This window comes from Gimesia panareensis, assembly GCF_007748155.1.
Lineage (GTDB): Bacteria > Planctomycetota > Planctomycetia > Planctomycetales > Planctomycetaceae > Gimesia > Gimesia panareensis.
This window is the reverse complement of sequence record NZ_CP037421.1, coordinates 6,376,720-6,403,667: the sequence shown is the minus strand read 5'-3', so window position 1 is coordinate 6,403,667 and position 26,948 is coordinate 6,376,720. Positions and strand designations below refer to the sequence as shown.

Sequence of the window (26,948 nt, the reverse complement as noted above, 5' to 3'; positions counted from 1 at the left end):
AGTGATTTTGATCTCGGACCCGCTCGTGTTGATTTTTATCAGCCTGCCTGCAGAACGGAGTTTATACTTTCAACAGGACGTACTTCGTCACTCCCCTGCCAGCCTGTCGTCTGACTTAAGGCCTCGATAATGTCAACCTCCCTGCGACCGATCCTGTTCTGTCTGAGAGGAGTCAGCCTCCTTTGTCTGATGGCGTTACCCGTTTGCGCCAAGCCTCCCTCACTGATCGAACTCAAAACCGGCGATCAGATCTTCACCGGCAAATCACTCGTGCATAATGATGATGTGAGTTGGATGATTGACCAGTCAGGCATGCTTTCGGAAGTTCCCTTAAACAAAGTGACCTCCTATCGGAGAGTCGCACCGGAATTTCAAAAACGGTCTCTCAACCAGATGCGGCGACAGTTACAGGATGAATTTGGTCCTCTGTTTGAAGTCACCACAACACGGCATTACCTGGTTTGTGCACCGCGGGGCAAGGCCAGGGCATACGCCACGGTATTTGAAGACCTGTATCAATCTTTCAGCCACTATTTCGCCCTGCGCGGTTTCCATGTGAAGAATCCCGAATTCATGATGGTGGCAGTCATCTTTCCGGATCAGAAACAGTTCTTCGAATACTGCCGCAAAGATGGAGTTCGCGCCGGTCAGGGGCTGCTCGGATATTATCATCCCTATACCAATCGGACCGCCCTGTTCGATCAGAACGCTGGTGCTACAGTAAGCGAAGCCGAGCCTCTTCAGGATGGCATGCAAATTACGTTCTCCCGAATCTCCAACAGTGGTAAGAGCCTGACGGAGGCGCTGCGTGATACGATGATTCATGAGGCGACGCACCAGGTCGCTTTTAATACGGGCCTGCATTCCCGGATTGGAGATAATCCCCGCTGGGTCGTGGAAGGCCTGGCGACGACATTTGAGTCAGATGAACTCCGGTCACATACAGGGGGCAAGGCTGATTCGACCTCCCGCATTAACCGTGACCGGTTGATCTGGTTCATGAATTATGCCCGCAGCCGTCGAAAACAGGATTCGCTGCGGACCTTCATCCGTGAAGACAATCTGTTTAAGTCCGCGACGCTGGATGCCTATGCTGAATCCTGGGCACTGACATTTTTCCTCGTGGAAACACAGCCGGCCCGCTATGCACGCTACCTGAAACAGATCGCCCGTCGCGACCCCCTGCAGCCCTATACAGCGGAAGAGCGCGAACGGGATTTTCAAAAAGCGTTTCAAACAAGTCTGCGTGCAATGGAAGTCGATTATCTCAAGTTTATGGATCAGCTGGCACAGAGCCTGATCCAGCAGAGTCGCCCCTAGCTTTATGCTCGCTCAAGCAGCTCGGACAGAGGATTCCTCTTCCATGGCGGCAATTACCAGACTACCCCGGATAATGGCGTCAGCAGCATCCGGGATACAGGTGACCTGTTGAGGATCAAACAGAATCTCACGGCTGCTCAAATGCTGTGCCAGTAATTCTCCCACGCCGGTGACGGTCGCGAGTTCTCCCAGGTAAATCACCGGCAGGGTCGCCAGCGTAGACGTGTAAGCCTGCAGGGATTCCAGCTGAGAGGCAAACTGATCCAGCAGACTGTCGAGCAGGCTGTCATACCAGCCCGAGATCATAGAGGGACTGGAAAGGTACGGGCTGAGATTGACTTCCGGACCAAGACGTTTCTCACGGGCTCCTGCCAGATCCGGAATCGATTCTCCTTCCGCATCTTTGACAAACAGTTTGCAGGCATGAGCCAGTTGCTCGTCCATCCATTCGCTGCCGTAAGGCGTCATCTGTCGTGCGACCACACGGCTCTGGTGAATCAGGCCGATTTCAGAGTGCGAATGACCCAGGTACACGACGTACCCTGAGAAGCGTGAGTCTGACGGCAGTGAAGAAAGTCCGGCTGCCAGAGTAATGGTGGTTGCAAAGGGTTTATAACCCTGCAGGGCAACCAGTTGGGACACCAGCCTGGATGATGCAGACGCGGGAGTCGTACCTGGCGTGATAAAGGCACAGTATTCCCCGGTCGTTCTGGATCGAGGCAGTACCGACTGGATCAATGTGGAAAGCAACTGCCGATGAACAGGATCATTCAATACGAGTTCCCCCTGCGCAAACAGAGGCAGCAGTTCCAGGTTGGAAAATCGTGATAGCTGTCCTGCGTGTTCGCCGGGAATGATCAAAGTGTCTTCCGAGAACAGGAATGGCACGGAGATCCGTTGCAGCAACTGGCGGTTCTCGTTGGTATCGTCCATGACAGCGTAAGCCGTTTCGATGGAACGCCGCGTCAGTTTAAACTGCTCGTTATTCTGTAACGTTCTCAGACAGGTCGAACCGATCAGTAATGCACTACTCATCTGGGCATCACTCCCTGCACTGCCTGGAGTACCCGATCGAGGATGCCCCCCTGTTCCGTTTTCTGATCAGAGCCAGCTGTGGTCTTCCCCGCAGCGCCCGCGTGAGGTTTGGGAGCCGCTGCAGGTGAGTCGGTCTTGTTCGAGTTCCCGGGATGCGAGCGATCAAAACGGAATGTCGGGGCCTTCAGTTTTTTGTCCTCGGGTTTGCGTACAGGCTCCGGAACGACAGGCGTTGCAGCATCATGACCTGCTGCCACTTTGGAATCCGGCTCTTTCTGTTTCAGAAAATGGGGACCTTTCAGCGTTTCTGCCTGGTCCACACGCCCTTTCCTGCTCTGATGACGACCGTAGATAAAAGTCTGTGTCGGAATCTGAGGAGTTTCATCAATCACCGGGATCTGTTTTTCCAGAATCTGCTCCAGGAGTGATTTCTCCGGCAGCGGAGGGAGTTCCTCCCATCTGGTGATGATGGCTGCCTGCTCAGAGGAAACCTTGTGTTGTGCCGGTGTCTCCAGATCGCGGTCAGACTGCTGAGCTTTGCCTGAGAACAGGATCGGTTTTTTACGCACATATCTCCAGAGGACGAATGCCACTGCTGCCAGCAGGAGCAATCCGGTTCCCGGTGGCCAGAAGCCGGCTTCCTCGTCTTCGTAGTTGTATTCGGTTTTGGGCAGTTCGTCATCAGTCAGAGTCTTCACATCATCCTTCGGGGCGGCAGGAGCTTCTCCCAGTTCCATTTCCGGGACTGAAGAAGCTGCAAAGGCCTGATGATCTTCCGATGTGGCATGCTTGTCAGCATGCGAATGTTCTTCCGCGGGTTCTGAACCCAGGGGGTTCGGAATGGCCGCTAATGTCGCTGAGGTCTGCTGTAACAGCGGACCGTTCAGCTGCAGAGACTTCTGTTTCGGTTTTTCTTCAGTCTCTTCAGCCGTGTCCGTCTCCCGTTCTGGATGAGTGACCTGCCGGGGAGGAATCGATGCTTCCTGCTTCACCGGGGTCGCATTACGGAAACGGGAATCGTTTGCCGAAAAGGAAGAAGGTGCAGAGACCTGCCGATGGAAACGAGATTCAGGGGAGGCAGACTGGTTTAATGCACGTGGTCCCGGCAGTGAATGCGGCACCAGTGAGAGATTCATCTTTTGCGGTGCGCTCAACACGATGACCGTACCCGATTCAAAACGGGTGGTCAGTTTTCTGGTTTTGAATTGTGCCTGCGAACGGCGTCGGTCGGGAGGGATAATTTTGATTGTCTCAGCCATCTCGGCATACTGTTCGACCGGCTGTCGCAGACAACGCAGAATGCTGGCCAGATCGGCGATTTCAGCAGGCACACCAAACACAACCGGGTAGTCCCGTAAATTCAAAATGGCAATCTGAACCAGATTGGCAGAAGCAGCCGACGGGGCAGTGGCAGAGGTGCCATTGGCATTGATTAAATTCGCCGAAGACTTCACCGCAATCAGCACATCGCCAGGCATCAGGGGTAAATCCGTCTCGGGCGAATAGAATACTTCCTGGCTGAGGCGACCTCCTCGCACGATGCGAATCAGGCCGGATGCCTGCGGTGTCATCCCACCGGCACCGGCGATGACCGAGTTCAGGCTCAGGTGAGGCCCGACCACTTCGTAGGCGGCACAGTAGTTGAATTCACCTAACAGCCCGATGACGGCTTTCTGCTGTGCGGGGGACTCTGTTAATTCCAGATTGCGAAATACAGTCTGCGCACAGGCGAGATTGCTGGCTCCTGAAATCAGAGCGAGCACTAGCGCTGCGATACAAACCTTTTGCCAGCGGTCCATCCGGCGATCCTTACTGTCAATTTGAGAGTCAGACGACACGGGTCAGAAATGAATCGAGAAATCCGTACAATCATTAAAATCGGCATAAACTAACATCAGGCATTACTCAAATCTCTGATTTCACGGAAATACCGCTAAACAGTTGCTCCCGTTCAAATTCAAGTAAGTGTTGATGTGTCAGTAACTTGATTCAGTTCAAAGAGTTCGGCTGCAGACTGTACGATCTCAAAATGCCGACAATTTCGTGACTGCTATTGATTCCAAGTCAAATCTGATATTGCTACGATAAACTTCTGAGAAAAACGAAATTCAGATCCCTGGCTCCTGGTTTCGGACTTTGTGCTCATTCACGCTCTTTTCCAGGGGCTTGCTGGTTTGATGGGACCTGTCTGTTGATGAACGTAACTAGTTTAACAGTCGAGAATTACCTGAAAGCGATCCTGCAGATCAGTCTTCAGTCCGGTTCGGACTGGATCAGCACCGGGGAACTGGCCCGTTATATGGATGTCGCCCCGGGAACGGTCACCAGCATGCTGAAAACACTCAAGCAGTCCAAGCTGGTTGAATACCGTCCCTATGAAGGGGCGAGCCTGACGGAAGAGGGCAAGCATACCGCGATTCGTGTTCTCAGACGACATCGCCTGATCGAACTGTTCCTGTTTCAGACACTGGATCTGACCTGGGATCAGATCCATGCGGAAGCGGAAAACATGGAGCACGCGGTCAGCGATTTTCTCGTCGATAAGATCGATGAACATCTCGGTTTTCCGGAAACCGATCCGCACGGCGATCCCATCCCGTCGATTGACGGACGCATGCGACGGGCCTACCCGAACCTCACGACCCTGGCGGCGTGTCCTCCTGGTACACACGTGAAGATTGTCCAGGTTACCGATCAGGAAACCGAGTTTTTACGTTTTCTCTCCCGCTCCGGTTTACAGCTGGGATCGCAGGGAGTGGTCAAAGAGAAAAATAGCGAGGCAGGTATCGTTGTCTCGGAGTGGAACGGACAGACGCTCTCCATGGGAGTCCATGTTGCCGAGAACGTCAAAGTCGTTCCTATGGAAGCGGCTTAAGCTGATTAAGCCTGCTGGTGCTAACAGAAACTGAGTGGATCACTGGTACAGATTACTGAAGCCGGTTCACACTGCTGAAGAAAGAAGAGAAATTGAGTCACCTTACCTACGAAAACCCGTTAATCAGTCGTTACGCCTCTCAGGAAATGAGCCAGATCTGGTCGGCTCAGAAGAAGCATTCCACCTGGCGGCGGTTGTGGGTGGCCCTGGCCGAATCACAACACGAAATGGGATTGCCCGTCACAGCGGAGCAGGTTGAGTCACTCCGGGCAGCCGTTGATGATATCGATTTTGAATTCGCAGCCAAAGAAGAAAAAAAACGCCGACACGATGTGATGGCACACGTACACACGTATGGGGAACGCTGCCCGGATGCACTCTCGATTATTCACCTGGGCGCTACCAGTTGCTTTGTCACCGACAACAGCGAACTGATCATGATCCGCGAAAGTCTGGAACAGACACGCAAGCGGCTTGTGGCCGTCATCGATCAGCTGGCAAAGTTTGCCGCCGAGTATCGGGATCTTCCCTGCCTGGGATTCACCCACCTCCAGCCGGCACAGCCAACCACAGTTGGTAAACGGGCGACGCTCTGGTGTTACGATCTGATTCTTGATCTGGAAGAGATCGAACATCGAATCGAAAAACTCCGCTTCCGGGGCGTCAAAGGTACCACCGGCACCCAGGCCACGTTCCTGCAGTTGTTCAAAGGTGATCACGCCAAAGTCGACGAGCTGGATCGTCGTGTGACTGAAAAGATGGGTTTCAAAGACCGCTATGCTGTGACCGGTCAGACCTATTCGCGAAAAGTCGACGCCCAGGTGCTCTCTGCTCTGAGCGGCATCGGACAGTCGGCCCACAAGGCCGGGAACGATGTTCGAATTCTGCAGAACCGGAAAGAACTGGAAGAGCCGTTTGAAAAACATCAAATCGGCTCGTCTGCGATGGCTTACAAACGCAATCCGATGCGTTCCGAACGGATGTGTTCGCTGGCCCGCTTCGCCATCAGCCTGACTGCCAATGCGGAAGATACTGCAGCCACTCAATGGATGGAGCGCACACTGGATGACAGTGCCAACCGTAGACTCTCACTACCTCAATCCTTCCTGGCCATCGATGCCGTGCTGATTCTGTATCGCAACATCGTGGATGGTATGGTCGTCTATCCGAAGGTGATTGAGAAACACCTCAATGAAGAACTTCCCTTCATGGCAACAGAAGAATTTCTGATGGCCGGCGTGGAAGCGGGCGGCGATCGTCAGGATCTGCACGAACGGATTCGCGTTCACAGTCAGAACGCGGGAGCCGAGGTGAAAGTGCACGGCGGCAAAAATGATCTCATCGAACGCCTGCAGAAAGATCCCGCCTTTGCCGGCTGTGATCTGGCGAGTGCCCTGGATGCCCGCAAATACATCGGTCGGGCACCCGAACAGGTCGATGCCTTCGTGGCGGAAATTGTCGATCCCGTGCGGCAACGGTACCAGACGGATTTGGGACAGACCGTAGAAGATCTGAAGGTCTGATTGTTCGAATCTGACCCCTGTAAAAATAAAGACGCCCCGCTGATCGAAACCAGCGGGGCGCCTCAGGGACTATAGTAGTGCCTTGCTACGTCAGTACTTCTTGAATGACGCGTGCTTCTTCGACACCTGTGAGCCTGGTATCCAGACCCTGGAACTCAACACTGAATCGTTGATGGTCAATTCCCAACAGATGTAGCATTGTTGCATGCAAATCTCGCACGTGTACAATGTTCTCTACTGAATTATAGCCCAGTTCGTCAGTTTGACCATAAGAAATTCCACCTTTTATGCCTCCTCCGGCCATCCACATGGAAAAACCCTTAATATGGTGGTCCCGGCCGGCACCTCCTTTACCCTGAAACATCGGTGTTCTGCCGAATTCCCCTCCCCAGATCACGAGGGTTTCATCCAGCATTCCCCGCTGTTTGAGGTCATTGATCAGAGCCCAGGTCGGTTTGTCGGTCAGCCCACAGCAGGTATTCATATAACGGACCAGCCCCCCGTGATGGTCCCAGCCGCGGTGGTACAGATGAATAAAGCGGGATCCGCGCTCCGCCAGCCGCCGAGCCAGCAGGCAGTTCGTTGCGTAGGTACCGGAACCCGGTTCGGCACCATACATTTCCAGCGTCTCTTTCGATTCGTCAGACAGATCCATCAGTTCCGGAACGGACGTCTGCATCCGAAATGCCATTTCATAGGCGGCGATGCGGGTATCGATCTCCGGATTGGAAACCCGCTGGTTGCGGAAGCGATCCAGTTTGCGGACGGCATCGATCAGCTCTTTCTGTTGCGGATCCGTGATCCCAGCGGGATTCTTGAGGTAGTTCACCGGATCGCCGGTCGAGTTGAACTGCACTCCCTGGTAACGACTCGGAAGGAAACCCGTGCCCCACTGGCGGGACGCGATCGGCTGCGGGTTCCGTCCCCCCACACTGGTCAGGACGACAAAGCCGGGCAGTTCTTCCGTCTCGCTCCCCAGTCCGTAAGTGACCCACGAACCCATCGAAGGGCGACCGCTGATGGCGGTGCCGGTATTCATAAAGGTGTGCGCGGGATCGTGGTTGATCTGTTCGGTGACCATCGAGCGGACGATGCAGATGTCATCAGCGATCTTGGCGGTCCAGGGCAGAAAGTCACTGATCTCCTGCCCGTTCTCGCCGTACTTGCGGAATTTTGTCAGCGGTCCCTGGCACTTCAGCTCTTTCCCCTGCAACTGGGCGATCGGCTGACCCTTGGTGTAGCTTTCGGGAAACGGTTTGCCATCCATTTCCGCCAGCTTGGGTTTATAGTCGAACGTCTCCAGGTGTGTCGGACCGCCCGCCATGCAGAGGAAGATCACCCGCTTCGCCTTCGGCGCGAAATGCGGCAGACCGGGCTGGCCCCCATGGGCAGAGGGACCGGCTTTCGATGTGGCGGCCAGGCCATCACGGGTGAGCAGCGACCCCAGTGCAGCCGATCCCAGACCGACTCCGGAACTCGCCAGAAAGGTGCGACGGTTCAAATGCGTTTGCAGGTGATTCCAGTTGAGCATGTTTTTAATTCCTCGTCACCACTTCATTCAGGTTGAGCAGGGCACGTGTGACTTCCGTCCAGGCTGCCAGTTCGACAGCCTCCAGGTCCGGCTGCGATGCAGCGAGTCCCGTGCGGGTCAGGGCCTGCGCATCTTTGGTCCGGGCAGCGAAGGCACTCCGGTTTGAATTGAGCAGACCCTGGATGACCTCCACCTCGTATGCCTCCGGCTCTCGTGAGGTGGCCTGGGAGAAGGCGTAATTGATTCTGGCCCGGTCCGAAGCGCCTCCCTTTTCGATGACATGTGCGGCAAAGACGCGGGCGGCTTCAATGAAGGTCGGGTCATTGAGCAGCGTCATCGCCGCGATCGGCGTGTTCGAACGGGGACGCTGTGCCGTACATTCTTCGCGGCTGGGGGCATCGAACGCTTTGAGCATCGGATGCAGGAACTGCCGCTGCCAGTGCATGTAGACCCCGCGTCGCCATTGTCGTTGATCCTTGTCGGAGACGTATTTTCGTTTCGGAAAATTCAAATGCCGATAGTAGCCGGCAGGTTGATAAGGCTTCACACTGGGACCACCAATGTCGGTGACCAAAAGACCGCTGACGGCCAGTGCGTTATCGCGGATCATTTCTGCTGGCAGGCGGAACCGAGCCTGGCGATCGAGTCGCTGATTGAAGGGATCTGCCTTGCGTTGGTCGGGCGTTTCCAGCGACGACTGCCGATAGGTGCGGCTCATGACGATGAACTTCACCAGCTGTTTCATGTCCCACTCATCCTGGAAAAACTTGATCGCCAGCTGATCCAGCAGTTCCGGATAATGGGGAGGCCCGCCCTGTCCGCCGAAATCGTCCAGCACCGGCGCGATACCACGTCCGAAGAACAGGTACCAGAACCGGTTCGCCATCACGCGGGCCATCAAGGGGCCGTACCCTTCTTCAGCAGAGAGCCAGTTTGCCAGATCCAGTCGCGTGGGACGATCGTGATTCGTTTTGATCTTTCCCATAAATTCCGGGATCGCGGGTTGTACCACCGGGCCGCTTTCGTCCAGCCAGTTCCCGCGAGGCAGAATGCGAATCTCGCGAGGTTTGATCGAAACCGTGATCATGGTTTTGACTGCACCGCGATCGATGGCCTCCCGTTCTTTTTTGAGGGGACCCAGTTGTTTGTTCAACTCGACCATTTCCTTGAGTTTCTGCTCTTTCTCCTCCGGTGACTGTTTCTGAATCTCCGGTCTGGAAATGGCTTTCAACTTCTGTTGGATTGTTTTGATTCTGGCGTCGAGTTTGGCAATCTTCTGTTTTTCCTCGTCGGAATACAGAAAGATTTCCGGTTCGCGGATCGTGGGAATGCGATCGGATCCCCGTCTCAAGTGCTGGTCTTCATCGATATCCGCGAAGAACGCGACCATCGAGTAAAAATCTTTCGCGGTATAGGGATCGTATTTGTGATCGTGGCACTGGCAGCAGCCCATGGTGGCTCCCATCCAGACACCCGAAAAGTTACGAATGCGATCGGCGGCGTAAATCGCCAGATACTCTTTGCGCTGTACGCCCCCTTCATGCGAGGTCTGCAGGACCCGGTTGTAGCCAGTGGCGATGGTCTGCTGGAGCGTGGGCTTGGGCAGCAGATCGCCGGCCAGCTGCTCGCGGGTAAACTGATCGAAGGGCAGGTTTCGATTGAAGGCTTCGATTACATAATCCCGGTAGGGGGAAATGTGATGATCCTGGTCGCCGTGATAGCCGACCGTATCCGCAAAGCGGACCAGGTCCAGCCAGTACATCGCCATCCGTTCGCCGTAATGAGGAGAGGCCAGCAGCCGGTCCACCTGTTTCTCATATGCAGCAGGGCTCGCATCATTCACAAAGGCCTGAACTTCTTCCCGCGTGGGGGGGAGCCCTGTCAGATCAAAACTCAAACGGCGGAAGAGAGTGATTTTATCCGCCTCGGGTGAGGGTTGCAGTCCCTGTTCTTCCAAACGGGCAAGAACGAAATTGTCGATCCAGTTCACAGGCCACTTTTTGTCTTTCACCTGGGGAACCGGGTTGGCATGCGGTTTGACATACGCCCAGTGTTGCGACCACTCTGCTCCTTCCACGATCCATTGTCGAAACAGTTTGATTTCTTCGGCCGTCAGCTTTTTACCTGAGTCGGCAGGCGGCATCACCAGATCCGCATCTTTGCTCGAGATTCGCTCGAACAGCGGACTTTGCTCCGGCTGGCCGGGATGGATGATCGCAGATTCGGAACTGGATTTCAGACCGGCTTCCAGATCGAGCCGCAGGTCGGCTTCACGATGTTTGGCGTCGGGACCGTGGCAGTGGAAACAGTTCCGGGACAGGATCGGCCGGATGTCGCGATTGAAACTGACCTTGGGGGGGCCGGCATCCGCCTGAACGGGGAGCGTCAGCAATGCCAGCAGAGTGATGCCTGGAAAACAGCGCAAGACTCGAAACATGGTAATTCGCCCTCAGTTGGGAACACGAGAGAAGTGCCGGGATGGAAGCGGGCCCGGTTTACCTGGCACATCAAACGCGTGGGAAACTGGTTTGGTGATACCGGTCCGTAACGAATCGAGTTAACGGTAGCCTGACAAACGACGTCCGGCAGGTAGGTACATAGTGGACAAACAGGGAATTCCCCTCTGGCCATGCTGTATCATATCAGTCGCTTCGGGCACCTGCAACAAGGGTTCTGGGCTTTGCTGCTGAAAACCCGGTCAGCAAAACTTGACATTCACGTGAGATCTCACGAACTTCAAAGGATCGACCGTGTCATTCCAATGTTGCTCACTCCCACAATCAGATTCAGACCAGGTTCAGACGATGCAAGCTCCGACGTTTCAGGATATTCAGGAAGCCCTCCCCCGTGTGCGACAGGTGTTAGCCCCCACTCCTCTTTATGAATGGCCTGGATTGTGTGAGTTGACCGGGACCCGTTTTTTTCTGAAACACGAAAACCATCAGCCGGTCGGCGCTTTTAAAGTCCGTGGCGGTATCAACCTGGTCAGCACGCTTTCGGAAGAGGAACGTGCAGGGGGTATCATGGGTTGTTCGACCGGCAATCATGGTCAGTCGCTGGCCTTCGCGGCCCGCCGGTTTGGGGTCCAATGTACCATCGTCGTTCCCCGAAATAATAACCCGGATAAAGTCCGCGCCATTCGCCTGCTGGGAGCCGAAATCATCGAGGCGGGCGAAGACTTCAATGAAGCCAAACATTATCTGGAAACCGAGCTGGTCGACGGCAAACGACGCTATGTGCACTCCGCCAATGAGCCGAAGCTGATCGCCGGCGTCGGCACGCAAGGACTGGAAATCTTCGAATCACTGCCTGACCCGGATGTCGTCATCGTGCCGGTCGGTATGGGCAGTGGTGTCTGTGGTACCGGCATCGTGGCGAAACATCTCAGCCCAAAAACCGAAGTCATCGCCGTCCAGGCAGAGCAGGCTCCGGCGAATCAACTCTCCTGGAAAGCAGGCTCCCCGCAGACGACCGAGACCGCACAGACCTGGGCCGAAGGCGTTGCGACCCGTGCGGGAGCAGAGCTGACCCGGCAGATCATGCAGTCCGTCGTCGATGATTTTCTGCTGGTTGGAGAAGATGAAATGCGACTGGCCGCTTACCATATTCTCAAAGAGACACACAACCTCGCCGAAGGCGCCGGGGCTGCGGCGCTGGCTGCAGTGCTGAAACACAAAGATCGATTCGCCGGCAAAAAAGTTGTGGCGGTGTTGAGTGGTGGCAACCTGAACCTCGCTGAACTACCGGAGATATTGCGGCTCGGCTCCGCACAATCCGCATGAGCGTCCTTCTTGACCGCGCCTCTAAAACTAAAACTCATTTAATTAATCCACGCCTGACAAATCCCCGCAGCGTTGGATTGGAATTCCCTCACGGTAGTTGTTACCGTAAACATCAAACCGGCGTGTCGGATGGGCACTTCGGATTTGATCCTGCACAACAGATCCTGCGAGGGAAAAATGAGATTTCGAGATCGCGTCGTCATTGTCACCGGTGGCAGCAAGGGGATCGGCGAAGGCTGTTCCCGTGTCTTTTGTGAAGAAGGAGGCCACGTGGCGATTCTGTCCCGCGGGCTCCAGGCGGGGCAGGAACTGGCTCGCGAACTGAATGAAACCGGCCCCGGCAAAGCGATGTTCGTGCAATGCGATGTCGGCGAGCATGAACAGCTTCGCTCGGCGATCGAACTGGTCGTCGAACAGTACGGCCGACTGGACTGCATCATCAATAACGCCGGCGTCCATCCCCCTGCGATGTCTCTGGAAGAGACCAGCATCGAAGAGATGGAACAGCTGATGCGCGTCAACTTTCTCAGCACCTTTGCAGGCGCCAAATACGCGTTGCCTCATCTGCGGAAAACCAAAGGGACGATCATCAACATGTCGTCGATCACCGCGGTCCTGGGCCAGCATCATTCGACTGCCTACTGTTCTACCAAAGGCGCCCAGGTCAGTTTTACCAAATCCCTGGCAATCGAATTGGGCGAGGCAGGCATCCGCGTGAATGCAATTCTCCCCAGTAATATTGAGACACCGCTGATGCATGACTGGGCGGCCACACTGCCCGATCCCGAGACCGCACTTAAGCGGGTGGCAGAGCTGCAGGTCTTCAAACGGATGGGAACCATCGAAGAAATGGGCAAGCTGGCCCTGTTCCTGGCGACCGAAGATTCCAGCTTTATCACAGGACAGGCGATCGAAGCCGAAGGGGGCGCGAGCCTCGATTACTGATTATAGATGTCTGTAAATAACTGATATACAGGGCCTGACGGGCTCAGATTCCGATTTAAAATCGATTGATAGAAATAGATCACAGGAGTGAATCATGACAGGTATGAAACGTGTTTTTCGTGTGCTGGTAATCATGACTTTTCTGGGAACCGCGTATCACACCTACGCGAACCTGGTGGAAGAATATAAGAACGGCCTGGTCTGGGAAGAACCCAAAGTCGTGAAAACAGCTCCCCATCAGCCCCCCTCCGATGCGATCGTGCTCTTCGACGGCAAGAACATGGACCAGTGGAAAGGGGGCGACAAGTGGATCGTCAAAGACGGCTACGTGATCACTGACAAACAGAGCATTCAAACCAAACAGTCGTTCGGCGACTGCCAGCTGCACATCGAATGGGCCACGCCGGCCAAGGTTGAGGGGAACGGACAGGGACGCGGCAACAGTGGCGTCTTCCTGATGGGGAAATACGAGGTTCAGATTCTCGATTCCTACGACAATAAAACCTACTTCGACGGACAGGCCGCAGCGATCTACAAGCAGTACCCACCACTGGTAAATGCCTGCCGCAAACCGGGAGAATGGCAGAGCTACGATATCATTTTCAACGCCCCCCGCTTCAATGTATACGGCCAGCTGGTCAAGCCGGCTTATCTGACCGTCATTCAGAACGGGGTCGTCGTGCAGAATCATACCGAACTGCAGGGGGGCACGTTCTATCATCAGCCTCCCTTCTATACGGCTCATGAAGACAAGCTTCCCATTGAGTTGCAGTTTCACAAGAATCCGGTCAAATTCCGGAATATCTGGATTCGGGAGCTGGCAGAAGTCCATCCCGTCGGCTGTGTCTGCCCCGAGTAGAGATCGTACGCTGTGCCTGTCAGCAGGTGACCGTTAGACTGCAATAGATAAACTGACCGAGAGAGAAGGAACCGAGCGATGGCTGTTTTTCTGGGTGTGGATATTGGAACCAGTGGTACCAAAACACTGGCGATGCAGGAAGACGGAGCCATTCTGGCGTCCGCGACAGAAGAGTATCCTCTTTACAGTCCGCATCCCGGCTGGTCGGAGCAGGATCCGGAAGACTGGTGGCAGGCAACGATCAAAAGTATCCGCAAGGTCCTCAAAGCAGGCAAAATCAAAGCCGCGGACGTCAAAGGGATCGGCCTGAGCGGGCAGATGCACGGCAGCGTGTTTCTGAATAAGAAGCACGAAGTCATTCGCCCTGCTCTGCTCTGGAACGATCAGCGAACGGCAGCGGAGTGTGCAGAAATTGAACAGCGGGCCGGCGGTCGCAAAAAGCTGATCAAGCTGGTCGCGAACCCGGCCCTGACGGGCTTTACTGCGCCCAAGATTCTCTGGTTGCGGAATCAGGAACCGAAACACTTTGACAAAACCGTCCAGGTGTTATTGCCCAAAGACTACATCCGCTTCCGCCTGACAGGGGAATTCGCGACCGAAGTCAGCGACGCATCGGGAACCCTGCTGCTGGATGTGAAGCAACGGAACTGGAGCCGTCCCCTGTTGAGCAAGCTGGAACTGGACGAGAGCCTGCTGCCCGATGTCTATGAATCGGAAGATGTCAGCGGCCACCTGACCGAAGAGTCAGCCCGTCTGCTGGGCCTGTCTAAAGGTGTGGCTGTGGTCGGCGGCGGGGGTGACCAGGCTGCGGGCGCTGTTGGCAACGGCATCGTGAAAAAAGGGGTGATCTCCGCCACGATGGGGACCAGCGGCGTGGTTTTCGCGCACAGCGATGAAGTTCAGATCGACCCCGAGGGACGCGTGCACACGTTCTGCCATGCGGTGCGCGATAAGTGGCACGTGATGGGCGTGGTGCTCTCCGCCGGGGGCAGTCTGCAGTGGTATCGCAATCAGTTGTGTGAACAGCAGGTGGCAGAAGCGAAACGGAAGAAGGTCGATCCCTATGAGTTGATCTCGGCGCAGGCGGAACAGGCCCCTCCAGGAAGTGAAGGCTTATTTTTTCTGCCTTACCTGACTGGCGAGCGGACTCCGCACGCGGATCCCGATGCCCGGGCCGCCTGGATCGGTCTGAGCTTAAGGCACGGACGCCCCCATCTGAGCCGGGCTGTCATGGAAGGAGCTACCTATGCCATGCGGGACTCGCTGGAAATCATCAAAGAGCTGGATATTCCCGTCCGGGAGATTCGACTCTCCGGCGGTGGGGCTCGCAGTCCATTCTGGCGGCAGCTGCAGGCTGATATTTACGGACAGAAGGTCGTGACCATCAATGCCGAAGAGGGCCCCGCGTATGGAGTTGCGCTGCTGGCCGCTGCAGGAACCGGGGCTTATAAGGATGTGGTTGAAGCCTGTTCGTCAACGATCCGTGTGGTCCAGAGCACGAGCGTAAACTCAAAGGCAAAACGCATCTACAATCAGGCCTATCCCGTGTACCGCGATCTGTATAGTTCCCTCAAAGATGATTTTCCCCGCATCAATCAACTCCTGAAGTAAGCTGCTGTCCACTATTCCCAGGGGATTCCGAATCTGAGAACCGGTAAACGCTGCTATTGCCGCCTGCGGGAAACACATGTTTCACAACTATTTTTCGTGCGTTCAATTGTGTAACTGAGGCGAAACAGTTAGTTTAAGATGGGAATGGACGCGTACTTTATGACGAGTGTTGACGTCTGTATTTGGGCAATCCCCATGATCAGAATAGAGTTCATCGAAGTCTGGCTTAACGGATGCCGAAATAATCCATGACAGGTCCCCAAAACCCGACTGGATCAATATTGGATATCGTGGTAGAAAATGTCAGACAAGCTCCACTAATCCACATGCCTTCCCAAGACAATTTCAGAAAAATCGATTATATTCTTAACGCTTCAGCCAGGTTGATTGCATCAGCTAACTGAAGGCGGGCAAAACCTTGATCGGCAGGCGTTGAATTGCGTTGATAAAGTGTAGGACACTCTCTGCAGATGACCAAACAATCGGTAAATAACAGTGGATCGAGTCAGGGCCCTTTTTGCGTCTGGTCCGGTATCGACTTTATCAACTTCGTCAAACTGATGCGACTACGTCCCACCATTCGCTGGTCTGGTCTCTACCGGCTGATTTCCTCCGGCATCCTGAGTGTCTCCAATTCCTGTCTGAGTGCGTTGGAAACTCTGGTTTACAGCAGGAAGGTCAAACGGACGAAGCTGGAATCTCCCGTGTTTATTATCGGGCACTGGCGGAGTGGAACCACACTGCTGCATAACCTGATGTCGATGGATGAGCAGTTCATCTATCCTAACATGGGTGCGATGCTGTTCCCTTCGCACTTCCTGCTGACCGAACCTGTTCTCAAGCATGTCGTTAAGCGGTTGATCCCCAAACAGCGACCGATGGACAATATGCCGGTGACCTGGGACCTCCCGCAGGAAGATGAGACCTCGATCATGCTCCTGCATCTGATGTCGCCTTACCTGGCGATTGCCTTCAGCGATCAGGCTGAGGTCTACGATCGATTCTACGAGCTCGATCAACTGACGCCCAAAGAAGACAAAGTCTGGCGAGACACCTTCCGCTATTTCATGCAGAAGCTGACTTACCGGGCCGGCGGTAACAAGCATGTGCTGCTCAAATCACCCACGCATACGTTCCGCATCCGGTTCCTGCTCGACATGTTCCCCGATGCCCGTTTCATTTACATCCATCGGAATCCGTATAAGGTTTACAACTCCACGTTGCACCTGCGGAAAACCATGTTCGGCGATAACGGCTTTGCTCCCCTCGACATGGAAAAACTCGAAGAGGACATGGCGAACATCTACGTCAACCATCTGCACGTCTACGAACGGGATCGCCAGATTGTTCCGGAAGGACAGTTACACGAGGTCAGCTTTGAAGATCTCACCGCCGATCCGGTCGGCGAACTCAAAAAGGTCTATGAGCATCTGAATCTGACCGGATTTGACGATCTGGAAAAGAATATGCAGCCGTATTTGAAGGATCAGAAATCCTACAAAAAGAACAAATACGAAATGGACGCGGCCCAGGAAAAGAAAATCTACGAACGCTGGCAGAAAGCCTTCGAACTGTTCGGCTACGAACGGTTGCCTTCCGACGCCCTGATCAAGAAAGCCCGCGTCGCCTCCTGAGCCCGTTGAACGCTAGTCCTTCGTTTCGGAAGTCTCGTCATCCTCAGATGATTGCGATTTCCCCTGATGCTTCTGCCTGAGCTCAGAGAGCTGTTTCTCCAGTATTCGCTGTTGATCCTGGATGCGCGAGATTAATGTGGTAGAACGTACTCGAGAAGCACTCATGTCTCCAATCGCGCTCAGGATGACCCAGAAGGCGATCAGCAGGATGCCTAGCCAGTAAACGGCGAACAGGCCCGGGTAGGTTTTCCAGGGCATATACGGAGAATCACCAATGACAATCAGGAAACCGATCAGAATCAAAAGACTCGAGGTTTGCATCCGCCTGCGGTATTGTCGGGAGAAAAACTGATAGTCATCATCGCTCAGTTCATCATCATGTTGCCGATGAAACCAGGAAGTGCGATGTAACTGAATCAATCCTGCTCCGAATAAAACCAGGAGTGTGCCGACAATAATGCCGGGAATGGTATCTGCCACAATAGGTACATCCTTGAGAGTTGGTGGGGGAACCCCCTTGATCTGCTGAAATGTCGCCATTCCAATCTTCCAGTCTGCTCAGTTTCAAGTCTAACAAATTCAGTTTCAGATGAAACGCGTCCAGTGAAATTTTATTTTGCAGACCGACAGGGTGGGGAAACATAGAGAAAACGGCGAAACCACGTTTTAGGGCCGATTGAACTCAGGCTGCGGGGAATGAATGAGTTGGTTGATTTTTCGCAACATCGTCGGTGGGGAGAAACTCCGTTGCAGCAGCGAAGCCTGTTCAATTTCGGATCAATGTTCGTCTGTAGACGAAGCGGAAATGACCGGAGGCAGCGAACGAAACAGGATCGTAAAATAGACGCCTACCAGGAGAATTCCGGGAATCCACCACCAGAGCGTCGTGGCTAGTTTCTCTGTGGAAGGCGACGTGTTATAGATTGTCAGATGATGCTCCGGATTCAGCCCGGGGAGCAGGTTGGGGTAGAGTGCAGCGGTGCCGCCAAAGAGGAACAGATAAATAAATGCACCGGAACACAGAAACGCAGACAGATGCCGCTGCCGTTTGCGGAACAGCAGTGAGCCTCCCAGCGACAGGAGTGCCAGAACAGGCAGAATCCACATCCAGGGATGTGAGGAAAAGTTTCCGCGGGCCTGCGTCTGTACCTGGTAGCAGGCGGCAAACATGACCAGGGTGAGCAGCAAGGAACCGCCCCACAGCCAGGCGGCACCCTTGAGTGCCCGCTGCTGGATCACGCCATCCGTTTTCGCAATCAGCCAGAGTGCACCATGATGCAGCAGAATCGTCGCGGACGTAATGCCTCCCAGAATGGTGAACCAGTCCAGGATCCCGGTCTGTTTGCCGATGCGAAAATTGGTCCACAGTGGTTCAAAGAAACTGCCGGTAGCATCCAGGGGCACGCCCCGAAAGACATTCGCCATCGCGGCACCCAGGATCACGATCAGCAGCCCGCTGGAGACAAACAACATCATGTTCCAGAAATGGATCCACAACGAGTCCTCGAGAAAGTGCGGCAGTTCAATACTGATGGCCCGGAATATCAACAGCCAGACCACCATCGTCAGGGGCAGATAAAAGCCGCTGAACATCGAGCTCAGAAAGCCCGGGAAGGCCATCATCATCGTTCCGCCGGCGGCGATCAGCCAGACTTCGTTCCCGTCCCACAGGGGGGCAATCGACTGCATGATCTGCTTTTGCTCCGCCCGGTTTCTGGCCAGAAGCAGATGCAGCACACCGACACCCAGATCGAAGCCATCCAGTACCACATAAGTGGCAATCATGAATACCAGTAGTAGTAACCAGACTGTTTCCATTTCGCTCAAGCACCCTCTGCGGTAGCAGCATCAGTTTGATTCAGGTTCAGTGCCTCCGGTCCCTGTCCGATCAGGCGGGTGGCCAGGAAGAAATACAACACGGACAGCAGCAGGTATAATCCCATAAATCCCAGTAGCGTGAACAGCACGTTGCCCTCAGAGATATTCCGGGAAGCACCGTCTGCCGTTTTCATCAACCCGTAAATCAGCCAGGGCTGGCGACCAATTTCAGCCGTAAACCAGCCGGCAGTATTCGCAATAAACGGAAAGGGAAGCGAGAGCATCAGCAACCAGAGTAGCCAGCGGGTGGTATGCAGTTTCCCTTTCAGCAGCATCAGGATGCTCAGACCCATCAAAGCAATAAACAGTGTCCCCAAACCGGCCATGATGTGATAGGAAAAGTACAGCAGTTCGATATTATCCGGCCAGAGATCCCGGTCATAAGCCGTCAGCCCTTTCACCTCCGCATTCCAGCTGGAATAAGTCAGGAAGGAAAGCACGTGGGGAATAATGATCGGGTTGTCGATCTTGAGTTCTTCCAGGTTGGGCTGGCCGATCAGCACCATACCCGCACCGTCTTCGGTATGGAAGTGCCCCTCCATGGCTGCGAATTTGACTGGCTGATGCTTGAGTACCTGCTTGGCCTCCCAGTCGCCTGTCGGCATGACGGCGATCAGGCAGGCGGCAAATCCGACGATGACTGAGACTTTCAGAAACCGGCGCGAGACTTCCACATGTTTTTCTTTGAGCAGATAGTAAGCGGCAATCGAGGACATTGTAAAACAGCCTGTAATCACAGAGCCGGTCATCGTATGCAGATACTGTTTCAACGCCCAGGGATTACTGAGCAGGGCCCAGATGCTGGTGAGATGATACACGCCGTCCTCGTCGATGCGGTAACCCACCGGATGCTGCAGGAACGCGTTGGTACAGATAATAAAGTAGCCACTCAGCCACGTACCCGCCATCAGTAGAAACGAAACGCCCCAGTGCAGCGGCTGGCTCAGTTTCTTTTCGCCAAAGATCAGCAGATACAGAAACGTGGATTCCAGAAAGAAGGCGAACATCCCCTCCATCGCCAGAGTCTGGCCCAGGATCGAACCGGTTGATTTCACCAGTTGCGACCAGTTGGTACCAAACTGAAATTCCAGTGGAATTCCTGTCACCACGCCCATCAGGAAGGTCAGACCAAAGATTTTCAACCAGAAACGAGCCGCCACATCGGCCCAGGCATGGCCCCGCAGGCCCAGAGTCTTCAGAATGAAAATCAGCAGCGCCAGCCCCATCGTCAGCTGGGGAAACAGGTAATGGAACGAAGCAGTAAAAGCAAACTGCACGCGATGTAACAGGAGTGTATCCAGCATTCCTCTGATTTCCAGACGCAGTGATCAGGGGCTTTCTCTCGAACAACGCCCTGTTTGAATATTAGTTGTTTGATTCAGGAATATTCTGTAGCCAGTAAATCATGACTTTCCCTACTTTTTCCAGGCTGGCACCCGAGCAGGCACGTGGGATATCCCGGGTTGTGTGCCAGGCCGGATAATCGAAATCGATGATATCACAGGTGGGGATGCCCGCGATTTCATTCAGTGGTAAATGATCATCCCGGATTTCAAATTTGGCCTGGGGAATGAACTGTCTGACACCGACTTTTTGAGCAGCCAGCCAGATACTGCGGGTCAGCTGCGGTGCGAATTTGATACTGTTCTTTTCCATGTAGATCGCCAGATTTTTATCAGCAATCATGTCAAACAGCACACCGTAAACATAGTCATAGTCCCGCGGTTCCGATTTATATTGATTCGCGAAATATTTGGAACCCAGAAAATAGGGATCATTATCCCGGTAGACCAGTTCTTCGCCGTCAAAGAACACGAAATCAACGCCATAGCCGTGACTGATTTTTAACTCGGGCATGAGATTCCCCAGTTCCATCAGAAACGCGACCCCGCTGGCACCATCATTGGCGCCGATAAACAGTCCCTGGGGACGATAACGGTCTCGGTCGGGAAACGGGCGCGTGTCGTAGTGGCAGGCCAGCAGGATCCGTTTTTTGGCTTCCGGGTTCCAGCTGATAATCATATTGTTCATCCGCACGGGGGTGCCACGCAGTGGATGGGGTGCGTCAAAGGATTGAAATTTCACCTGCGCTTTCAGTTCCCGGAAATGCTCTGCAATCAGCTTCTGCTGCTCGGCCATACCGGACGAACCACTGACTCGCGATTTCAGGCGGCAGACCTTGGTCAGATAACCAAACGCACGAGCCGCATCAAACTTCGGTTCGGCAGCGAAAGTGCTGTTGACGGAACAAACGAGGAGGAGCGCCCAGAGGATCGCTGCGTACCTGAATAGCGAAGCGTGATCGCGCAATCTGTTTCGTCTGCCTGGTCTGATTGGTCGCATTACCTGCCTGCTGTCTGAAAAATCCGTTCGAAAAATGTAATCATCTCGCTGCATGGTATCTTACATCAATAGTAACTTGATCGACATACCAACTATAGCCACATACAACACCATCCGGATGAATGATTCCCCCTTGCTCACGGCCAGATGGGAACCGATCCAGCCTCCGACCGACATGCCGACGGTCAGGATCAACCCGGTCACCCAGTCTATTTTACCCTGCCAGGCAAAGATTCCGATGGCGGCAATCGTGTAAATCGCCACGATGAACACCTTGTGCATGTTTGTACGGACCAGATCGATCTTCATCAGGTTATTCATAATGGCGATCAGGATAAATCCGATGCCCGCCTGAATGAAGCCCCCGTAAAAACCCGCCAGGACCATCAGCAGATGACCTGCCAGCGAATGGCCTGGTTCTGCTTGTGGTTCGGTTGACTCAGCAGACACCGTGGGAACTGCTGCTTCCGGACCTGATGCAGTTTCCGGCTCTGTTGAACTTTCTGGCTGCGGTTTTTTCTTTTTGCGCTGGCCCAGAATCATCGTCACCAGCACACTCAGCATCACCGCGGCCAGTATCCGGTTGAACCAGACTCCGGTCAGCTTCGTCCCCAGAAACGCACCCAGAAAAGTACCGGGCAGAGCGCACAGCGCCAGTGAAAAACTGAGTTTAAAATCGGAAAATCCTTTCTGCCGAAAACCGGCGATCGCGGTCAGGTTCTGCCCTAAAATCGCGACTCGGGCGGTCCCATTGGTAACCGCCCCCGGGATCCCCAGGAAGACCATTGTCGGCATGACAATCAGCGAACCACCGCCCGCCAGCACATTCAGGATGCCGGCAATCAGGCCGACTCCTGCCAGTAATAGATTCTGCCACCAGTCCAAGGGATTTGACTTTCTAATCAGGCACTGAAATCGAAGTTCAGATGGTTGTCATCCGTTGCGAGGGATATAATGTGTTGTAATGGCGTTTCAGTTTAAAAGTTTCCGCAGCAGAGTACCAAGTCAATCATGATGAATTTACGGCAAACCCCCGTTTTCTTTTTTCAGAAAATGCCGTTCTGGTCTGCCGTTTTCTGCGCGACACTTCTGATTTCTGTCTCGTCCTGCCAGTCAAAAGCAGAAACGGAGCCCGCGCCGACCACATCCGATCCACGGCAGGTAACAAAGTCGGCAGCCAGAGTACCACTGGAAATCGGAGACTGGAATCGCGTGGAAGCACTGGTCCAGGAACACCAGGGCCAGATTGTGGTCGTCGATCTCTGGTCCAATTCCTGTCAGCCCTGCATGCAGGAGTTTCCGGAATTCGTCTCCCTGCAGAAACGTTTCCCGGAAGCGGTGGTCTGTATTTCCTTCAACTGCGACTACTTCGGCGGCAGACGGCATCCACCGGAATCGTTCCGCCCGCAGGTGGAGCAGTTTCTGACGAAACATCAGGCTCACTTCCCCAATATTCTGAACAATGTGGCCTCGGACGAATTCTTTCCCTCAATTGATCTGGCTTCGATTCCGGCAACCTATGTGTTCGATCAGGAAGGAAAAGTCGCGAAACGGTTCGACAACGATCATCGTGAGTACGGCAGGGGAGGCTATACGTACCAGAAGGACGTGATTCCGTTTCTCGAATCGCTGCTGAAACAACAGCCGACTAAATAACCAGGGCGGCAATCAGGCCGGAAAGCACAATCCCGTCCCAGGTTCCTGCACCACCGATGCTGATCGTGGGGGCTTCCAGTTTTTTGAAGTCGTTCCAGTGCATCAGGTCGGCTCCAATCAGGGGGCCGGAAATTCCAATGATGAAGGCGACTGGTGCGTGCAGCGCCTGGAAATCACGGCCTACCTCACCCGCCATCGGACCCAGGATGCCAAAACCCAGGATCGTCGCACAGACCGCCACCAGCGGAGGGATAAAGAAAGGAATCACGATTCCCATTCCCGGAACCAGCCGGGAGACGCGATTACAGATCAGGGTGTTCAATGCCATGCCCCCCAGCATGACCAGTGTCGGCGTCTGTCCCCCGGCAAAAATAAACCGCGAGAGCCAGATCGCCAGCAGCACCGGTATCACACAGCCCCCCAGGTTGATGGCCACAATGGCTTCCTGGCGCAGCTTCTGCATCTGCGGCATGATCTGCATTCCCGCCAGGGGTTCAAAATAGGGGACGTTCACCTCTTTATCCAGCGGGAAGCGGGCGATGGGAAAATTGATCAGCGAACCGAAGATCATCCCGAACAGGACCAGCACTGCGGCCTGGGGGCTCAGATGCAGGTTCCGCAAGGCGGTTTCTGCCAGGTTGACGAACATCAAAGGCAGGATACAACCCAGAAAAATCATCAGGCTGAACAGCATGCAGCCGGCGGCCTGGGGATTGGCGTAGGGGTTTGGTTGCGGGCTCGACACGGGGTTTACTCTTTCCAGTCAATCTCTGTTAGCAAGCGGCTCTATTCGCGAGCAGCTCTGTCGGAGAGCGGCGATTGGATACATTTACACAGGAATTCGGCCCGGGGGACCGACTCCCGCGTCATTTTAGCGGCTGAGGTTTCATTTCTGCAGGTTTTCAGCGGGAATATTCCGAACAATTCCTACCTTCTCTGCGAATTCGTCCACCAGAGGCTTCCGGTAAGGATGATTTTCCCCGACGTCCCGCTACAATTCAAAGTATGGCAGGAAACTCTTTTGGACAGGCCTTTCGGATCACTACAGCTGGCGAGAGCCACGGTCCGGGCAATGTAGTCATTATCGACGGTGTTCCCCCGGGAATTCCGATCAGCGTGGAAGATCTGCTCGTTGATCTCAACCGTCGTAAACCGGGACAGAGCAAGATCGTCACCCAGCGGAAAGAAGCCGACCATCCGGAGATTCTGTCCGGCGTCTTTGAAGGGGTGACCACCGGAACCAGCCTGGCGATCCTGATCCGCAATGAGGATCAGCGCAGCAAAGACTACAGCGACATCAAAGACAAGTACCGTCCGGGGCATGCTGACTACACCTACGATGCGAAATACGGGTTCCGCGATTATCGTGGCGGTGGACGCTCCAGTGCCCGCGAGACCAACGTCCGCGTCGCTGCCGGTGTGGTCGCCAAGAAAATCCTGCAGACAGCCTTCGGCGGCAGCATCATCGGTTATGTGACCCAGGTGGGACATCTCAAAGCCGAGATTGCCGATCCGACTTCGATTACTGTCGAGCAGGTCGAGAAGTTTGCCGACGGCTCACTGAATCCGGTCCGCTGTCCTGATCACGAACTGGCACAGGAGATGATTTCCTTCATCGATCAGATCCGCAAAGCCGGTGATTCGATCGGTGGTGTTGCGGAAGTCGTGGCCCTCAATGTTCCCCCGGGACTGGGCGAGCCCGTGTTCGACAAACTGAAAGCAGACATCGCCAAAGCGTTATTCAGCATCCCCGCGGTCCTGGGAGTCGAATACGGTTCCGGTTTCGGCTGTGCCACCATGCGGGGCAGTGAGAATAATGATCACTTCGTCGCGGAAAAGACTGACGGGGCACCGGTTATCAGTACCGACGGCAATCGCCATGGCGGCAGCCTGGGAGGTATCTCGACCGGACAACCCCTGGTCTTTCGAGCGGCTGTCAAACCGACCAGCAGCCTGCTGATTGAACAACCAACCGTCACGCGGGAAGGCGAAGCAACGACCATCCGAACCAAAGGCCGGCACGATCCCTGTCTGCTGCCCCGGTTCGTCCCGATTGCCGAAGCGATGCTGGCCATCACGCTGGCGGACCATTGGTTACGCTGGCGGGCACAGTGTGAGACGGTTCCGGATCGATCCTACGATATTTAAGAAAGTCTCGCCATGGCCTGGATACAGAAACAGATCCGCCTCCCCGCACTGCCACGCGGTTTTCATATCGTGACGCGGGAAGTCCTCAGTGAAGTTCCCGAACTGGCGCAGATCGAAGTGGGCTTGATGCACGTTTTCATCATGCATACCTCGGCTTCCCTGTCGATCAATGAGAATGCGGATCCGGATGTCCCCGTGGACCTGGAGATGTCTTTCAACAGGATCGCCCCGGAATCATTTCCCTACGTGCATACCTGTGAAGGCCCCGATGATATGCCGGCGCACGTCAAAGCCTCCATGATCGGGAATTCACTGACGATTCCCATCAGTGGCGGTCGACTTTGCCTGGGGACCTGGCAGGGAATTTATCTCTGTGAGCATCGGAACCACGGCGGCAGCCGCAGGCTGGTCGTGACGATTCAGGGCGAATAGTCGCGCCTTATTTACCGACACAATACAGGTGCTTGCTCGAGCGGATAAACAGGTCGCCATCACTGATTGCGGGCGAGGCACTGAAATCTTCCTCGTCATTGGTCAGGCGGTTGACGGCCAGTTGTTCCAGTTTGTCGCCGGCTTTGATCACATACGTTTCACCCGAACGGGAAACGAAATAGATCTTGCCATCGGCAACCACGGGTGAGGAATAGTCACTGCCACGGAAACCGCCGCCTCCCCGTCCACCAAATCCGCCTCGCCGGGGAGGTTCTTCGCTGGCAGTAGATCCGCTGTCGGATTCCAGTCTACCGCGAAAGATCCGCTCGCCTGTCCTGGCATCGATGCAGTTGACGATGCCGCGGGAGAAGAAATAGATCCGACCGTCATAGAGAACCGGGGTTTCAATGCGATTCGCATCCCGCCCTGACCAGAGAACGTGTGATTTAGAGACGTCCCCTTTGCCATCCGCCTTGACGGCGATCGATCCGCCGCCCCGGCCTTCAATGCCGTACACCACACCATCCTTGCCGGCGATCACGCTCGAGCAGTAGGTGTCGGTCGACATGGCTTCGCAGTACCAGCGTAGTTTTCCATTGTCCGGGTTCAGGCCCCAGATTTCATAAGGCACACCGATGACCAGGTCAGTCCGTTCTTTATCAACAGGCACCAGGATCGGAGTCCCCCAGGTGGCATTGAATCCCGTGGATTCCTGTCGCCACACTTCCTTACCCGTTTTCTTATTCAAAGCCACCATCGCTTCGCTCTCGGCAGAAGCGGTGACGATCAGCAGGTCCTTATACAGAATCGGGCTGGAAGACGAACCCCAGCGGCGGGGATCGAGTTCATCTCCCACGATGGTCTGCCAGAGCTGGTTCCCCTCCATGTCATAAGCGACTGCGCCGGACTTCCCAAAGTAGGCATAAACGTGTTTGCCATCGGAAGTGGGCGTATGCGAAGCGAATCCGTGTTCAGCAAACATGCCGGTGTAGACATCTTCCGGAAGCACCGGTTCCACACTGCGATCCCAGAGAATTTTTCCCGTTTTACGATCCAGGCAGATCAGATGTCGCCGGAGGTCTTTCTGATCGCCGGGAGGCGCATTGCGGCTCGTCCCGTAGCCCGACCAGCAGGTGACAAACACTTTGTCACCCACAATGATCGGGCTGGAGGAACCGGGACCTGGTAGAGCCACTTTCCATTTCAGGTTTTTCTGACTGCTCCATACCGCAGGCGTAGACTGCGTTTCGTCAGAAACTCCCGATCCGTTTGGTCCACGAAATCGCATCCAGTCTGCCTGAACGCTTGAGGAAATCAACATCAACAAAGCGAAGACAGCAATTCGGGACTGCATGTGATGGTCCTTTGAAAACAGG

General features: G+C 54.6%; 22 protein-coding genes. 11 read left to right on the top strand and 11 right to left on the bottom strand.

From position 1 onward, the window contains the following. Positions 1–129 precede the first annotated feature (129 nt). Positions 130–1,320, top strand: coding sequence for a DUF1570 domain-containing protein (locus Enr10x_RS23990; protein WP_145451603.1), 1,191 nt, complete (start codon positions 130–132; stop codon positions 1,318–1,320). 12 nt (positions 1,321–1,332) lie between these two features. Here Enr10x_RS23990 and Enr10x_RS23985 read toward each other — a convergent pair whose 3' ends face one another. Both Enr10x_RS23985 and Enr10x_RS23980 read right to left on the bottom strand, forming a co-directional pair. Continuing rightward, positions 1,333–2,355 carry a disk-shape morphogenesis protein volactin gene (locus Enr10x_RS23985; protein WP_145451602.1) on the bottom strand — a complete coding sequence of 341 codons (1,023 nt, stop codon included), beginning with the start codon at positions 2,353–2,355 and terminating at the stop codon, positions 1,333–1,335. After that, positions 2,352–4,154 carry a hypothetical protein gene (locus tag Enr10x_RS23980; RefSeq protein ID WP_145451601.1) on the bottom strand — a complete coding sequence of 601 codons (1,803 nt, stop codon included), beginning with the start codon at positions 4,152–4,154 and terminating at the stop codon, positions 2,352–2,354. The genes Enr10x_RS23985 and Enr10x_RS23980 overlap by 4 nt, the downstream gene beginning before the upstream one ends. Positions 4,155–4,549: 395 nt before the next feature. Between Enr10x_RS23980 and Enr10x_RS23975 the strand changes: the two genes are divergently transcribed. Next, a complete protein-coding gene (locus Enr10x_RS23975) occupies positions 4,550–5,230 on the top strand; it encodes a metal-dependent transcriptional regulator (protein ID WP_145451600.1) in 681 nt (226 codons plus the stop codon). Between the two features lie 92 nt (positions 5,231–5,322). After that, positions 5,323–6,753, top strand: a complete 1,431-nt coding sequence (purB, locus tag Enr10x_RS23970) for an adenylosuccinate lyase (protein WP_145451599.1) — start codon at positions 5,323–5,325, stop codon at positions 6,751–6,753. An 85-nt stretch (positions 6,754–6,838) separates the two neighbouring features. Here purB and Enr10x_RS23965 read toward each other — a convergent pair whose 3' ends face one another. Together Enr10x_RS23965 and Enr10x_RS23960 are read right to left on the bottom strand one after the other, a co-directional pair. Next, positions 6,839–8,284, bottom strand: coding sequence for a DUF1501 domain-containing protein (locus Enr10x_RS23965; RefSeq protein ID WP_145451598.1), 1,446 nt, complete (start codon positions 8,282–8,284; stop codon positions 6,839–6,841). Positions 8,285–8,288: 4 nt separating this feature from the next. After that, entirely contained in the window at positions 8,289–10,721 is a 2,433-nt protein-coding gene (locus tag Enr10x_RS23960; RefSeq protein ID WP_145451597.1) for a PSD1 and planctomycete cytochrome C domain-containing protein, read from the bottom strand. A 367-nt stretch (positions 10,722–11,088) separates the two neighbouring features. Here Enr10x_RS23960 and Enr10x_RS23955 point away from each other — a divergent pair, with 367 nt between their 5' ends. The 5 genes from Enr10x_RS23955 (at position 11,089) to Enr10x_RS23935 (ending at position 17,115) form a co-directional block, all read left to right on the top strand. Continuing rightward, entirely contained in the window at positions 11,089–12,066 is a 978-nt protein-coding gene (locus tag Enr10x_RS23955) for a threonine ammonia-lyase (RefSeq protein ID WP_145451596.1), read from the top strand. 177 nt (positions 12,067–12,243) lie between these two features. Continuing rightward, entirely contained in the window at positions 12,244–13,011 is a 768-nt protein-coding gene (locus Enr10x_RS23950; protein WP_197997344.1) for a glucose 1-dehydrogenase, read from the top strand. A 103-nt stretch (positions 13,012–13,114) separates the two neighbouring features. After that, the gene (locus tag Enr10x_RS23945; protein WP_390621363.1) at positions 13,115–13,870 is read left to right on the top strand and encodes a 3-keto-disaccharide hydrolase; all 756 of its coding nucleotides are present in this window, start codon (positions 13,115–13,117) and stop codon (positions 13,868–13,870) included. Between the two features lie 78 nt (positions 13,871–13,948). After that, complete coding sequence (gene xylB / locus Enr10x_RS23940; protein WP_145451593.1) at positions 13,949–15,481, top strand: xylulokinase; 1,533 nt, start codon at positions 13,949–13,951, stop codon at positions 15,479–15,481. A 470-nt stretch (positions 15,482–15,951) separates the two neighbouring features. After that, on the top strand, positions 15,952–17,115 hold the full coding sequence (locus tag Enr10x_RS23935; RefSeq protein ID WP_145451592.1) for a sulfotransferase family protein: 1,164 nt from the start codon (positions 15,952–15,954) through the stop codon (positions 17,113–17,115). Between the two features lie 12 nt (positions 17,116–17,127). On the opposite strand, the gene Enr10x_RS23930 is transcribed toward Enr10x_RS23935, so the two are convergent. From Enr10x_RS23930 to Enr10x_RS23910, 5 genes are all read right to left on the bottom strand, one after another. After that, the gene (locus tag Enr10x_RS23930; RefSeq protein WP_145451591.1) at positions 17,128–17,655 is read right to left on the bottom strand and encodes a hypothetical protein; all 528 of its coding nucleotides are present in this window, start codon (positions 17,653–17,655) and stop codon (positions 17,128–17,130) included. 237 nt (positions 17,656–17,892) lie between these two features. Then, positions 17,893–18,933, bottom strand: coding sequence for a cytochrome d ubiquinol oxidase subunit II (gene cydB, locus Enr10x_RS23925; protein WP_145451590.1), 1,041 nt, complete (start codon positions 18,931–18,933; stop codon positions 17,893–17,895). A gap of 5 nt (positions 18,934–18,938) precedes the next feature. Then, positions 18,939–20,297: a cytochrome ubiquinol oxidase subunit I gene (locus tag Enr10x_RS23920; RefSeq protein ID WP_145451589.1), complete on the bottom strand. Its 1,359-nt coding sequence runs from the start codon at positions 20,295–20,297 to the stop codon at positions 18,939–18,941. A gap of 61 nt (positions 20,298–20,358) precedes the next feature. Then, positions 20,359–21,303: a M28 family peptidase gene (locus tag Enr10x_RS23915; RefSeq protein WP_232093118.1), complete on the bottom strand. Its 945-nt coding sequence runs from the start codon at positions 21,301–21,303 to the stop codon at positions 20,359–20,361. A 93-nt stretch (positions 21,304–21,396) separates the two neighbouring features. Further along, positions 21,397–22,221, bottom strand: coding sequence for a sulfite exporter TauE/SafE family protein (locus tag Enr10x_RS23910; RefSeq protein WP_145451587.1), 825 nt, complete (start codon positions 22,219–22,221; stop codon positions 21,397–21,399). Positions 22,222–22,347: 126 nt separating this feature from the next. Here Enr10x_RS23910 and Enr10x_RS23905 point away from each other — a divergent pair, with 126 nt between their 5' ends. Next, the gene (locus Enr10x_RS23905) at positions 22,348–22,992 is read left to right on the top strand and encodes a TlpA family protein disulfide reductase (protein ID WP_145451586.1); all 645 of its coding nucleotides are present in this window, start codon (positions 22,348–22,350) and stop codon (positions 22,990–22,992) included. Here Enr10x_RS23905 and Enr10x_RS23900 read toward each other — a convergent pair. Next, positions 22,985–23,737: a DUF1614 domain-containing protein gene (locus Enr10x_RS23900; RefSeq protein ID WP_145451585.1), complete on the bottom strand. Its 753-nt coding sequence runs from the start codon at positions 23,735–23,737 to the stop codon at positions 22,985–22,987. The two genes, Enr10x_RS23905 and Enr10x_RS23900, sit on opposite strands and share 8 nt — an antisense overlap. Before the next feature lie 260 nt (positions 23,738–23,997). Between Enr10x_RS23900 and aroC the strand changes: the two genes are divergently transcribed. Together aroC and Enr10x_RS23890 are read left to right on the top strand one after the other, a co-directional pair. Beyond that, positions 23,998–25,140 carry a chorismate synthase gene (gene aroC, locus Enr10x_RS23895; RefSeq protein WP_145113669.1) on the top strand — a complete coding sequence of 381 codons (1,143 nt, stop codon included), beginning with the start codon at positions 23,998–24,000 and terminating at the stop codon, positions 25,138–25,140. A gap of 12 nt (positions 25,141–25,152) precedes the next feature. After that, on the top strand, positions 25,153–25,572 hold the full coding sequence (locus Enr10x_RS23890; RefSeq protein ID WP_145113667.1) for a secondary thiamine-phosphate synthase enzyme YjbQ: 420 nt from the start codon (positions 25,153–25,155) through the stop codon (positions 25,570–25,572). Between the two features lie 7 nt (positions 25,573–25,579). Here the strand turns inward: Enr10x_RS23890 and Enr10x_RS23885 are convergent, their stop codons facing one another. Beyond that, positions 25,580–26,926, bottom strand: coding sequence for an outer membrane protein assembly factor BamB family protein (locus tag Enr10x_RS23885; protein WP_145113665.1), 1,347 nt, complete (start codon positions 26,924–26,926; stop codon positions 25,580–25,582). Between the last annotated feature and the right edge of the window lie 22 nt (positions 26,927–26,948).